This is a genomic window from Pectobacterium colocasium (assembly GCF_020181655.1).
Classification (GTDB): domain Bacteria; phylum Pseudomonadota; class Gammaproteobacteria; order Enterobacterales; family Enterobacteriaceae; genus Pectobacterium; species Pectobacterium colocasium.
Map to the genome: position 1 here is coordinate 3,631,524 of NZ_CP084032.1, position 12,207 is coordinate 3,643,730.

Sequence of the window (12,207 nt, forward strand, 5' to 3'; positions counted from 1 at the left end):
ACTCGGATGCCCACTCGCTCGATTACCATACACTCGACTACCATGCGCTGAACGCGATGCTCAACCTCTACGACGCAGAGGGAAATATTCAGTTCGATATGGATAAGCTCGCGGCACGCCGTTATTTCCTACAGCACGTAAACCAGAACACCGTGTTCTTCCACAACCTGGAAGAAAAACTGCGTTATCTGGTGGAAGAAGGCTATTACGAAGCGGAAGTGCTGGATCAATATCAGTTCGATTTCATCAAAAGCCTTTTCCAGCAGGCTTACGCTCACAAATTCCGCTTTCAAACCTTCCTGGGTGCGTTCAAATACTACACCGGCTATACGCTGAAAACCTTTGACGGCAAGCGCTATCTGGAGCGCTATGAAGATCGCGTCTGCCTCGTGGCATTGACCCTCGCCAAAGGGGACACCGCACTGGCTAGCGCGCTGGTCGATGAAATCATCAGTGGACGCTTCCAGCCCGCGACCCCCACGTTCCTCAACTGCGGCAAAAAGCAGCGCGGCGAACTGGTCTCCTGCTTCCTGCTGCGTATTGAAGACAATATGGAGTCGATTGGTCGCGCGATTAACTCCGCGCTTCAGCTCTCAAAACGCGGCGGCGGCGTGGCCTTCATGCTCAGCAACATCCGCGAAACCGGTGCGCCGATCAAACGTATCGAAAACCAGTCGTCCGGCATTATCCCGATCATGAAAATGCTGGAAGATGCCTTCTCCTACGCTAACCAGCTTGGAGCGCGTCAGGGTGCAGGTGCGGTGTACCTGCATGCACATCACCCAGATATTCTGCGTTTTCTGGATACCAAGCGGGAAAATGCCGATGAGAAAATTCGCATCAAGACGCTGTCTTTGGGGGTGGTCATCCCCGATATCACGTTCCAGTTGGCGAAAAATAATCAGGTGATGTACCTGTTCTCGCCTTATGACGTCGAGCAGGTTTATGGCGTGCCGCTGTCGGAAATTAGCGTCACCGAAAAATACCACGAGATGGTGAACGACAAGCGCATCCGCAAATCCCAAATCAAGGCGCGCGAATTCTTCCAGATCCTCGCCGAAATCCAGTTCGAGTCCGGCTATCCCTACATGATGTTTGAGGATACCGTGAATCGCGCGAACCCGATTCACGGCCGCATCAATATGAGTAACCTGTGCTCTGAAATTTTGCAGGTCAACGACGCCAGCCTGTACGACGACGATCTTGGCTATCGCCACATTGGCAAGGACATTTCCTGTAACCTCGGCTCGATGAATATTGCCAACGCAATGGCCTCGCCCGATTTCGGCCAGACGGTTGAAATGGCGATCCGCGCGCTGACCGCCGTTTCCGACATGAGCCACATCCGCTCCGTACCGTCCATTGAGAAAGGCAACGACGAGTCACATGCGATTGGCTTAGGCCAGATGAACCTGCACGGCTATCTGGCGAAAGAACGTATCTTTTACGGTACAGAAGAAGCTGTCGATTTCACCAATATCTATTTCTACACCGTCGCTTTCCACGCGATTCGGGCATCGAATGCGTTAGCAATCGAGCGAAATCAGCGCTTCTCTGGCTTCGAACACTCCAAATACGCCACGGGCGAGTATTTTGATAAATACATTGAACAGCGTTGGGAACCTACAACAGCGCGCGCCCGTGAACTGTTTGAACTGGCTGACATCGACATTCCCACTCAACAGGACTGGGCGGCACTGCGCGAATCCGTCATGGCACACGGCATTTATAACCAGAACTTGCAGGCCGTGCCACCGACCGGTTCAATTTCGTATATCAACCACTCGACGTCCAGTATTCACCCGATTGTGTCACGCATCGAAATTCGTAAAGAGGGCAAGATCGGCCGCGTCTACTACCCTGCCCCGTATATGAACAATGACAATCTGGAGTATTACCAGGATGCCTATGAAATCGGGCCGCAGAAGATTATCGACACCTATGCCGCCGCCACGCAGCACGTCGATCAGGGACTGTCGCTGACGCTGTTTTTCCGTGATACCGCCACGACGCGTGACATCAATAAAGCGCAGATCTACGCCTGGACCAAAGGCATTAAGACTATTTACTACATTCGCATACGGCAGATGGCGCTGGAAGGCACCGAAGTTCAGGGCTGTGTGTCCTGTGCGCTATAAGCCATCGCGGAAGGAAATCGAAGCATGACCGCACTCTCTCGCGTCCAGGCGATTAACTGGAACAAAATTGAAGACGATAAAGATTTGGAAGTCTGGAACCGCCTGACCTCTAACTTCTGGCTACCAGAAAAGGTGCCACTGTCGAACGATATTCCGTCCTGGAGTACGTTGAATGCCCGCGAACGTCAGTTGACGATCCGCGTTTTCACTGGTCTGACGCTGCTGGACACCATCCAAAATACGCTGGGCGCGCCGACGCTCATGCCTGATGCTGTGACACCACATGAAGAAGCCGTGCTGTCTAACATCAGCTTTATGGAAGCGGTGCATGCCCGCTCATACAGCTCGATTTTCTCGACGCTGTGCCTGACGAGTGAAGTGGACGATGCGTATCGCTGGAGCGAAGAGAATCCAGCACTACAGAAGAAGTCCGACATTATTCTGTCGCACTACCGTAGTGACGATCCGCTGATGAAGAAAGTCGCTAGCGTGTTTCTGGAGTCATTCCTGTTCTATTCTGGATTCTACCTGCCGATGTACTGGTCCAGCCGCGCCAAACTGACCAACACGGCGGATTTAATCCGACTCATCATCCGCGACGAAGCAGTACACGGCTACTATATCGGCTACAAATTCCAACGCGGGTTGGCGAAGGCCGATCCCGCTCGTCAGCAACAGGTGAAGAATTTCGCCTACGATCTGCTACAGGATTTGTACGACAATGAGGTGTTGTATACGCAGGAACTGTATGACGGCGTCGGCTGGACGGAAGATGTGAAGAAATTCCTCCACTACAACGCGAACAAAGCGCTAATGAATCTGGGTTATGAAGCGCTGTTCCCCACCAGCATGACGGATGTGAATCCCGCGATTCTTTCGGCGCTATCGCCAAACGCGGATGAGAACCACGACTTCTTCTCTGGCTCCGGTTCATCTTATGTGATCGGTAAAGCCGTCAACACTGAAGACGAAGATTGGGATTTCTAAAAAAACGGCCGCTGTTTTTCAGGCGGCCGCATTTTTCTATAGCCGCTTATCTACAGTCTTTTTCGATAAACCCAGAAATGAAAAAACCCTGAGTCATTGCTGATTCAGGGTCTTCATAAAAAGTGGCGGAACGGACGGGGCTCGAACCCGCGACCCCCTGCGTGACAGGCAGGTATTCTAACCAACTGAACTACCGCTCCACTCATGCTCACTGAGCGGGATGAATACTAAGATGATGGCACTATTACGTCAATGCTTTTTATAACTAACCGTTTCTGTTTGCTTATAATTTCATCTTACTGATTATTCTCTCGCCCGTGGTGCACGCGAGCGCTCTATTTCACTACATCAAGGTCGGCGATACGGCGATATTATTCAGCCCGCCACAAGCAGCTACCGCCTTTTTTCGCAATTAAATCCAGACGCTGTTCATGTGCTAACAGTTCAGCCTCATCTGCATAAAGCACCTTTAACGCCGATTGAGGACGAACAATTCTCTGGATCGTTTCAGTATTCTCATTCTTCTGCTGCGTTTCGCCTTCCATTGAGAAAGCTAGAGACGTTTGGCCACCGGTCATCGCCAGATAAACTTCAGCCAGAATCTCGGCATCGAGCAATGCGCCGTGCAGCGTACGTTTGCTGTTATCTATCTGGTAGCGGTCGCAAAGCGCATCCAAACTGTTGCGCTTGCCGGGAAAGATCTTCCGCGCCATCAACAGGCTATCGGTGATCTTACAGAACGTCTCCGTCTTAGGAATATCCCGATTCAGCAACCGAAATTCATAATCCATAAAGCCGATATCAAACGTTGCGTTATGGATGACCAGTTCCGCGCCACGGATAAAATCGAGGAACTCATCCACGATATCCGCATACGTCGGATAGTCAGCAAGAAACTCATCGCTGATACCGTGTACGTTATACGCTTCGGGATCCACTAAACGATCGGGTTTGATGTAGACGTGAAAATGACGGCCTGTCAGGCGGCGGTTAATCACTTCAACCGCACCGATCTCGATAATTTTATGCCCTTCGTAGTGAACCCCCAGCATATTCATACCGGTGGTTTCTGTATCCAGGACGATTTGTCGCGTAATTTCAGTGCTCATCATTTTCGTTTATGTCAGACTTGCCGTTTTTACCATAAGGGAGAGTCTACCAGAGATGCGCAAACAGGTAGAAATTTTCACCGACGGATCGTGCCTCGGTAATCCCGGCCCCGGCGGTTATGGCGCCCTGCTGCGCTACAAGCAGCACGAAAAACCGTTAAGTGCAGGCTATCGTCTTACGACGAATAACAGAATGGAGTTGATGGCTGCTATTGCAGCGCTTGAAACGCTGACGACCGAGTGTGATGTCGTGCTCTGCACTGACAGCCAATATGTTCGTCAAGGGATAACCAGTTGGATTCATAACTGGAAAAAGCGGGGCTGGAAAACCGCCGACAAAAAACCGGTTAAAAATGTCGATCTTTGGCAAAGGCTGGATACCGCGATTCAACGCCATTCTGTGCGCTGGGAGTGGGTAAAAGGACATGCCGGACACCCTGAAAATGAGCGCTGTGATGAACTCGCTCGCGCAGCCGCGAGTGCGCCAACGCTTGATGACACCGGCTACCAGGCGGAGTAAATCACCATAGGCATGCGCCTCATCGCCGATATATCTTTGTTGCGCCCACCGTGCGGCGCACCGATGCTTTACGCAACCGTGTCCTCATTGGCGTAAACGTCAGCGGAATCGTGCGCTTTCGGGCAATAATCAGCGTCATGCATCCTAACATCGGGATATGTTCATTCAACTTCCCTTTATTTCTTCTCCATGGCGTAACGTGAAAATGGGTCTGATGGATAACCTCATAGTTCAAAAGTCCCAACCAGTCCGTGATACGCATTTGAGTAAACATGCGGCTGCAATAGGGATGCTTTTTATTGAGTCTGGGGATCAACTTACCTAGGCCAACCAGACTGATCGGATTAAACGTGCTCAAAATTAACCACCCATCGTCGACCAAAACACGGTCAACTTCACGCAAAACACGATGTGGATCCGAGGAATAAGATAACGTTTGAGCGAGCAGACAGGCATCAATCGACTTTTCAGAGAACGGTAATTGATGAGCATCAGCCACGACCTGAAGATTATCACCGTGTGGAGCCACGTTAACCTGATGCGCAATCGCGCACTCCGTGATGTGGATTTCCGCACTCAGCGCTCCGACCTTGATAAGATGGAAGCCAAAGAGTTTTGGCCACCATGGCAATAAAGCCAACTCCAGCGACTCGCGATAAAACTGCCCACAGGTGATATCATCCCATGAATCAGGTGCAACAATGGTCTGAGGGATTTGTGCCGATTTCATCTTCTGTTCTCGTCCTCAGGCTACTCGCAAAAAGAGGTGATGAATGAATCTTATCAGTATCCCTGCACTTCAGGACAACTACATTTGGCTATTGAGCAATAAAGAAAACCGCTGTGTGATCGTCGATCCTGGTGAAGCGCCCTCGGTGCTTAAAGTGCTCGATCAGCATGCACTTTTTCCTGAAGCCATCTTACTCACTCACCACCATAACGACCATGTGGGGGGCGTCAGTGAACTCCTCAAGCACTACCCTAATCTGCCTGTTTTTGGCCCAAAAGAAACCGCTAAATGTGGCGCAACCAGCCTGGTTGAGGAAGGAAATACCGTCTCTTTGTTAAATTCGGAATTTTCTGTAATTGAGGTTCCAGGGCACACATCTGATCATATTGCCTACTATAATGCGCCATTTTTGTTCTGTGGCGATACCCTGTTTTCAGCGGGATGCGGTCGTATTTTTGAAGGCACACCAAAACAAATGTATGAATCGATTCAGAAAATAGCAGATTTTCCTGATGATACGGTAGTGTGCTGTGCGCATGAATACACGCTATCAAACTTAAGATTTTCTAATACTATATGGCCTGAAGATCAAGATATCGAAGCTTATCTCCATGAAATCAGTCAGATACGAGAAAAATCGCAGTCTAGTTTACCAACAACATTAGGACTGGAGAGAAGAATCAACCTATTTCTTCGCTGCCATGAATTTGATTTAAAAAGAAAATTATCAAAAGAACCTGAAAATATAGAGAATTGGCAAGCTTTTGAGATGCTACGCAGCAAGAAAGACTACTTCTGAAGGTTTAGGTTGTGCTATTCCTCTAATCAAAGTATCCTTGCTCGTCTTTTAAGCAAACTATTGACCAACATATGAAGGCTAAAGCGATAATCATCGCCTCAGTCTTGCTGGCGGGTTGCCAGGTTTCACCACATGACACCTCGCAACCCAAGCAGCATGCACAGAGTTTGTCTTCGGCAAGTCAAAGTGAAGCAGGAAAGTACACAGATGGTCGAGAGGCCTCAGCGCGATGGTTAGATGACGATAGCCTTGCGCAACGAGATCTGTGGAACTTCATTGGCGACGAGCTGAAGATGGAGGTTCCGGATAACGCCCGGATCCGCGAGCAAAAAACGCGTTATTTGAAAAATAAGAGCTATCTCCACGATGTAACATTACGGGCAGAGCCGTACATGTACTGGATAGTCGAGCAGATTAAGCAACGTAAAATGCCGATGGAACTGGTACTGCTACCCATAGTGGAGAGCGCTTTTGATCCAAGTGCCACATCATCCGCCAATGCCGCTGGGCTATGGCAGATTGTCCCTGGTACAGGACGTAATTATGGTTTGAAACAGAACCAATGGTACGACGGACGTCGCGACGTGATTGCGTCTACGACGGCTGCGCTGGATATGATGCAGCGGCTCAACACCATGTTTGATGGCGATTGGTTATTAACCGTTGCCGCTTATAACAGTGGTGAAGGACGCGTCATGCAGGCAATGAAAGCGAATAAAGCGAAAGGGAAATCAACCAACTTCTGGGCATTGGCGTTACCACGTGAAACGTCAATTTATGTTCCTAAGATGCTGGCCTTGAGCGATATTCTGAAGAACAGTAAGAAGTACGGCGTAAGTCTGCCGCAACCCAATGAAAGCCGAGCATTAGCGAAGGTTGAACTGGGACAACAGATAGAATTGACACAAGCCGCTGAGATGGCGGGTCTGTCGTTGAATAAGCTGAAGAGCTATAACTCGGGCTATAAGCGTAATGTCACCGCACCCAATGGGCCACATTACATTATGGTTCCTAAAGCTCACGTTGAGCAGTTGAAAGATTCACTGGCTGATGGTGACATCGCAGCGATTCAACCAACACGCTTGGCACAAGCACAGACAACGCCAGCACCACAGCAGTATAAGGTACGCTCGGGTGATACCTTATCGGCAATTGCGGCACGGCTTAATGTCAGCACGAAAGATTTGCAGAGTTGGAACAATCTGCGTAGCGCTGGTGCGCTCAAGGTTGGTCAGACGCTGCAGGTTGCCAAAGCTTCAGGCAATAGCAGTTCTATCACCTATCAAGTTCGGAAGGGTGATTCGCTGGCAAGCATTGCTAAACGCCATGGCGTAAATATCGCTGATGTGATGCGCTGGAATACGGTTATCAACAAGAATGCCAACATCCAGCCAGGCGATCGTCTGACGCTTTATGTTAGCAGCAATATAAAGCCTGATTCTTAACGTCATATCTGAATCATTAACAAGAACAGCCCTCCTACAGATGTAGAGGGCTGTTTTTTTATGGTGATTAAACCAGGCTAAACTCGACGAGCAGTGGGTTGTGATCTGAAGCCTGAGTCACCAAGACGGAAGACTGGTTTACGGCCAGTTCACGGTAAAAGACGAAATCTAGCGGTCGACCAAACGCCTTGCGCCGTTGGTCATCAACGAAATGTACTTCCAGTAATTCCATCCTTGCCGCAAACCGATTAAGTGCGTTAATACGCTGCTGACTCCACGCATTAAAATCCCCAGCCATAATAGCCGGCCCCTGATGATGGGCAAGTTGTTCCCCAATTGCAGCCAACTGCTTGGTATACACCTCAACACCAAAACTAAAGTTAACCGCATGGATATTGATAACCATCAGTCTCTGCCCATTCTGAAGCGCATAGACCGTCACCAGAGAGGACTTGGCCAAACGCAATAAGGGCTCCCTTTCACGTAAAGGACAGCAATATACCGGCTGAGCCGCTGATAGCGTCATCACACCAGAAGGATGTTGCGGGAGAATAATAGCGGGCACCTGATCGGCGGAAAGGTAGTTACTGGTTGCAAAACGGATGAGATCTGGCGTACTTTGCGCCTCCTGCAACAGAACTAGCTGAGTATCCTTACCGAAATTCTGTAGGACGGAAAGCCAATTCATTCGTTGTTGCTTGAAAATATTCCACACCATTACGCGTAAAATATCGCCCTCCAGCAACAATGAGCCTGTCGGTAGAGCTTGCCCCGGATAATGCATTTCCCCGGGAGGAAAGATACGTTCAACCGGTTGGCCGGCAACATACCTCATTGCATAGGTTTTTTTCCGCACACCTTACCCACTATCAATTTCAATACACTAAATACCCTATCAAAAAAGAGCTCTCTTCTGTTATAAGAATTTTATCGCAGACTTGCAATGTACGCTCGGAGATAGGGAAGGAAAGAATAGTGGGAAAAACAGAAAGTAGAGGAAGAGAGGAAGAGAGGAATCCATATAAAATTCGAATGACCAGATATGCAAAAAGCCTTAAGCGTTAACTTAGGGCTTTTTGCATAATAAGTGGCGGAACGGACGGGGCTCGAACCCGCGACCCCCTGCGTGACAGGCAGGTATTCTAACCAACTGAACTACCGCTCCACCGAATTCCTTTACAACCACCAGATTACTCCGGCTTACTGCTTAATTTGATGCCTGGCAGTTCCCTACTCTCACATGGGGAAGCCCCACACTACCATCGGCGCTACGGCGTTTCACTTCTGAGTTCGGCATGGGGTCAGGTGGGACCACCGCGCTATCGCCGCCAGGCAAATTCTGTTTCATTCCAACCGTCGCACTTCAGTCGCTTTCGCTTCTCTCTGCACAACCATCAGAACCAATCTTCGAACAAGCTGAGTATTGTTTTTTATGAGTCATCATCACTCAAAACACCTTCGGTGTTGTAAGGTTAAGCCTCTCGGGTCATTAGTACTGGTCAGCTCAACGTATCGCTACGCTTACACACCCAGCCTATCTACGTCGTCGTCTTCAACGGCCCTTCAGGGGTATCAAGTACCCAGGGAAGACTCATCTCGAGGCAAGTTTCCCGCTTAGATGCTTTCAGCGGTTATCTCTTCCGCACTTAGCTACCGGGCAATGCAATTGGCATCACAACCCGTACACCAGTGGTGCGTTCACTCCGGTCCTCTCGTACTAGGAGCAACCCCTCTCAATCTTCCAGCGCCCACGGCAGATAGGGACCGAACTGTCTCACGACGTTCTAAACCCAGCTCGCGTACCACTTTAAATGGCGAACAGCCATACCCTTGGGACCTACTTCAGCCCCAGGATGTGATGAGCCGACATCGAGGTGCCAAACACCGCCGTCGATATGAACTCTTGGGCGGTATCAGCCTGTTATCCCCGGAGTACCTTTTATCCGTTGAGCGATGGCCCTTCCATTCAGAACCACCGGATCACTAAGACCTGCTTTCGCACCTGCTCGAGCTGTCACTCTCGCAGTCAAGCTAGCTTATGCCTTTGCACTAACCTCCTGATGTCCGACCAGGATTAGCTAACCTTCGTGCTCCTCCGTTACGCTTTGGGAGGAGACCGCCCCAGTCAAACTACCCACCAGACACTGTCCGCAACCCGGTTTACGGGCCCACGTTAGAACATCAAACATTAAAGGGTGGTATTTCAAGGTCGGCTCCATGCAGACTGGCGTCCACACTTCAAAGCCTCCCACCTATCCTACACATCAAGGCTCAAGGTTCAGTGTCAAGCTATAGTAAAGGTTCACGGGGTCTTTCCGTCTTGCCGCGGGTACACTGCATCTTCACAGCGAGTTCAATTTCACTGAGTCTCGGGTGGAGACAGCCCGGCCATCATTACGCCATTCGTGCAGGTCGGAACTTACCCGACAAGGAATTTCGCTACCTTAGGACCGTTATAGTTACGGCCGCCGTTTACCGGGGCTTCGATCAAGAGCTTCTCCTTACGGATAACCCCATCAATTAACCTTCCGGCACCGGGCAGGCGTCACACCGTATACGTCCACTTTCGTGTTTGCACAGTGCTGTGTTTTTATTAAACAGTTGCAGCCAGCTGGTATCTTCGACTGGTCTCAGCTCCATCCGCAAGGGACTTCACCTTACACCAGCGTGCCTTCTCCCGAAGTTACGGCACCATTTTGCCTAGTTCCTTCACCCGAGTTCTCTCAAGCGCCTGAGTATTCTCTACCTGACCACCTGTGTCGGTTTGGGGTACGATTCGGTGTTACCTGGAGCTTAGAGGCTTTTCCTGGAAGCGTAGCATCAGTTACTTCATCACCGTAGTGACTCGTCATCACGCCTCAGTGTTAACGATGACCCGGATTTACCAAAGTCACCCACCTTCACGCTTAAACCGGGACAACCGTCGCCCGGATAACCTAGCTTTCTCCGTCCCCCCTTCGCAGTAACACCCAGTACAGGAATATTAACCTGTTTCCCATCGACTACGCTTTTCAGCCTCGCCTTAGGGGTCGACTCACCCTGCCCCGATTAACGTTGGACAGGAACCCTTGGTCTTCCGGCGTGCGGGTTTTTCACCCGCATTATCGTTACTTATGTCAGCATTCGCACTTCTGATACCTCCAGCAGCCCTCACAGGCCACCTTCGCAGGCTTACAGAACGCTCCCCTACCCAACAACACCTGAGTGTCGCTGCCGCAGCTTCGGTGCATGGTTTAGCCCCGTTACATCTTCCGCGCAGGCCGACTCGACCAGTGAGCTATTACGCTTTCTTTAAATGATGGCTGCTTCTAAGCCAACATCCTGGCTGTCTGTGCCTTCCCACATCGTTTCCCACTTAACCATGACTTTGGGACCTTAGCTGGCGGTCTGGGTTGTTTCCCTCTTCACGACGAACGTTAGCACCCGCCGTGTGTCTCCCGTGATAACATTCTTCGGTATTCGCAGTTTGCATCGGGTTGGTAAGTCGGGATGACCCCCTAGCCGAAACAGTGCTCTACCCCCGAAGATGAATTCACGAGGCGCTACCTAAATAGCTTTCGGGGAGAACCAGCTATCTCCCGGTTTGATTGGCCTTTCACCCCCAGCCACAAGTCATCCGCTAATTTTTCAACATTAGTCGGTTCGGTCCTCCAGTTAGTGTTACCCAACCTTCAACCTGCCCATGGCTAGATCACCGGGTTTCGGGTCTATACCCTGCAACTTAACGCCCAGTTAAGACTCGGTTTCCCTGCGGCTCCCCTAAACGGTTAACCTTGCTACAGAATATAAGTCGCTGACCCATTATACAAAGGTACGCAGTCACCTAACGAGTAGGCTCCCACTGCTTGTACGTACACGGTTTCAGGTTCTATTTCACTCCCCTCGCCGGGGTTCTTTTCGCCTTTCCCTCACGGTACTGGTTCACTATCGGTCAGTCAGGAGTATTTAGCCTTGGAGGATGGTCCCCCCATATTCAGACAGGATGTCACGTGTCCCGCCCTACTCATCGAACTCACACCTTGTGCATTTTTGTGTACGGGACTATCACCCTTTACTGTGCGACTTTCCAGACGCTTCCACTAACACACAAACTGATTCAGGTTCTGGGCTCTTCCCCGTTCGCTCGCCGCTACTGGGGGAATCTCGGTTGATTTCTTTTCCTCGGGGTACTGAGATGTTTCAGTTCCCCCGGTTCGCCTCATTAACCTATGGATTCAGTTAATGATAGTGTGTCGAAACACACTGGGTTTCCCCATTCGGGTATCGTCGGGTATAACGCTTCATATCAGCTTACCGACGCTTATCGCAGATTAGCACGCCCTTCATCGCCTCTGACTGCCTAGGCATCCACCGTGTACGCTTAGTCGCTTAACCTCACAACCCGAAGGTGTCTTTGATAAATCAAAGTCATCATCGTGCTGTGATTATTTGAGAGACTCATTGACAGACAGAATCATCACAACTCACCCGAAGGCAGTC

General features: G+C 50.2%; 8 protein-coding genes, 2 tRNA genes and 2 rRNA genes. 5 read left to right on the forward strand and 7 right to left on the reverse strand.

Annotated elements, in window-relative coordinates; genetic code table 11:
* Positions 1-56: 56 nt before the first annotated feature.
* Positions 57-2,138, forward strand: coding sequence for a class 1b ribonucleoside-diphosphate reductase subunit alpha (nrdE, locus tag LCF41_RS16430; RefSeq protein ID WP_250160560.1), 2,082 nt, complete (start codon positions 57-59; stop codon positions 2,136-2,138).
* 24 nt (positions 2,139-2,162) lie between these two features.
* The gene (gene nrdF, locus LCF41_RS16435) at positions 2,163-3,125 is read left to right on the forward strand and encodes a class 1b ribonucleoside-diphosphate reductase subunit beta (RefSeq protein ID WP_225085498.1); all 963 of its coding nucleotides are present in this window, start codon (positions 2,163-2,165) and stop codon (positions 3,123-3,125) included.
* Between the two features lie 123 nt (positions 3,126-3,248).
* On the opposite strand, the gene LCF41_RS16440 is transcribed toward nrdF, so the two are convergent.
* Together LCF41_RS16440 and dnaQ are read right to left on the reverse strand one after the other, a co-directional pair.
* Positions 3,249-3,325: transfer RNA gene (locus LCF41_RS16440), tRNA-Asp, on the reverse strand.
* A gap of 171 nt (positions 3,326-3,496) precedes the next feature.
* Positions 3,497-4,234 (reverse strand): DNA polymerase III subunit epsilon, encoded by a 738-nt coding sequence (gene dnaQ / locus LCF41_RS16445; RefSeq protein ID WP_225088205.1) that lies wholly within the window; start codon positions 4,232-4,234, stop codon positions 3,497-3,499.
* On the opposite strand from dnaQ, the gene rnhA reads away from it, so the two are divergent.
* The gene (gene rnhA, locus LCF41_RS16450; protein WP_225085499.1) at positions 4,188-4,754 is read left to right on the forward strand and encodes a ribonuclease HI; all 567 of its coding nucleotides are present in this window, start codon (positions 4,188-4,190) and stop codon (positions 4,752-4,754) included. The two genes, dnaQ and rnhA, sit on opposite strands and share 47 nt — an antisense overlap.
* A 19-nt stretch (positions 4,755-4,773) precedes the next feature.
* Here the strand turns inward: rnhA and LCF41_RS16455 are convergent, their stop codons facing one another.
* Positions 4,774-5,484, reverse strand: coding sequence for a class I SAM-dependent methyltransferase (locus tag LCF41_RS16455; protein ID WP_225085500.1), 711 nt, complete (start codon positions 5,482-5,484; stop codon positions 4,774-4,776).
* Between the two features lie 43 nt (positions 5,485-5,527).
* Here LCF41_RS16455 and gloB point away from each other — a divergent pair, with 43 nt between their 5' ends.
* A complete protein-coding gene (gene gloB / locus LCF41_RS16460; RefSeq protein WP_225085501.1) occupies positions 5,528-6,283 on the forward strand; it encodes a hydroxyacylglutathione hydrolase in 756 nt (251 codons plus the stop codon).
* A 71-nt stretch (positions 6,284-6,354) separates the two neighbouring features.
* Positions 6,355-7,728 (forward strand): murein transglycosylase D, encoded by a 1,374-nt coding sequence (gene mltD, locus LCF41_RS16465; RefSeq protein WP_225085502.1) that lies wholly within the window; start codon positions 6,355-6,357, stop codon positions 7,726-7,728.
* Between the two features lie 67 nt (positions 7,729-7,795).
* Here mltD and LCF41_RS16470 read toward each other — a convergent pair whose 3' ends face one another.
* From LCF41_RS16470 to LCF41_RS16485, 4 genes are all read right to left on the reverse strand, one after another.
* On the reverse strand, positions 7,796-8,584 hold the full coding sequence (locus LCF41_RS16470; RefSeq protein WP_225085503.1) for an endonuclease/exonuclease/phosphatase family protein: 789 nt from the start codon (positions 8,582-8,584) through the stop codon (positions 7,796-7,798).
* A 232-nt stretch (positions 8,585-8,816) separates the two neighbouring features.
* Positions 8,817-8,893, reverse strand: a tRNA-Asp gene (locus tag LCF41_RS16475).
* A gap of 52 nt (positions 8,894-8,945) precedes the next feature.
* A 5S ribosomal RNA gene (rrf, locus tag LCF41_RS16480) occupies positions 8,946-9,061 on the reverse strand.
* A gap of 135 nt (positions 9,062-9,196) precedes the next feature.
* Positions 9,197-12,102 (reverse strand): 23S ribosomal RNA (locus tag LCF41_RS16485).
* Between the last annotated feature and the right edge of the window lie 105 nt (positions 12,103-12,207).

Coding starts and splice junctions, on each gene's coding strand:
- mltD (WP_225085502.1), top strand. CDS start 6,355: ATGAAGGCTAAAGCGATAATCATCGCCTCAGTCTTGCTGGCGGGTTGC.
- gloB (WP_225085501.1), top strand. CDS start 5,528: ATGAATCTTATCAGTATCCCTGCACTTCAGGACAACTACATTTGGCTA.
- dnaQ (WP_225088205.1), bottom strand. CDS start 4,234: ATGAGCACTGAAATTACGCGACAAATCGTCCTGGATACAGAAACCACC.
- nrdF (WP_225085498.1), top strand. CDS start 2,163: ATGACCGCACTCTCTCGCGTCCAGGCGATTAACTGGAACAAAATTGAA.
- LCF41_RS16455 (WP_225085500.1), bottom strand. CDS start 5,484: ATGAAATCGGCACAAATCCCTCAGACCATTGTTGCACCTGATTCATGG.
- nrdE (WP_250160560.1), top strand. CDS start 57: ATGCTCAACCTCTACGACGCAGAGGGAAATATTCAGTTCGATATGGAT.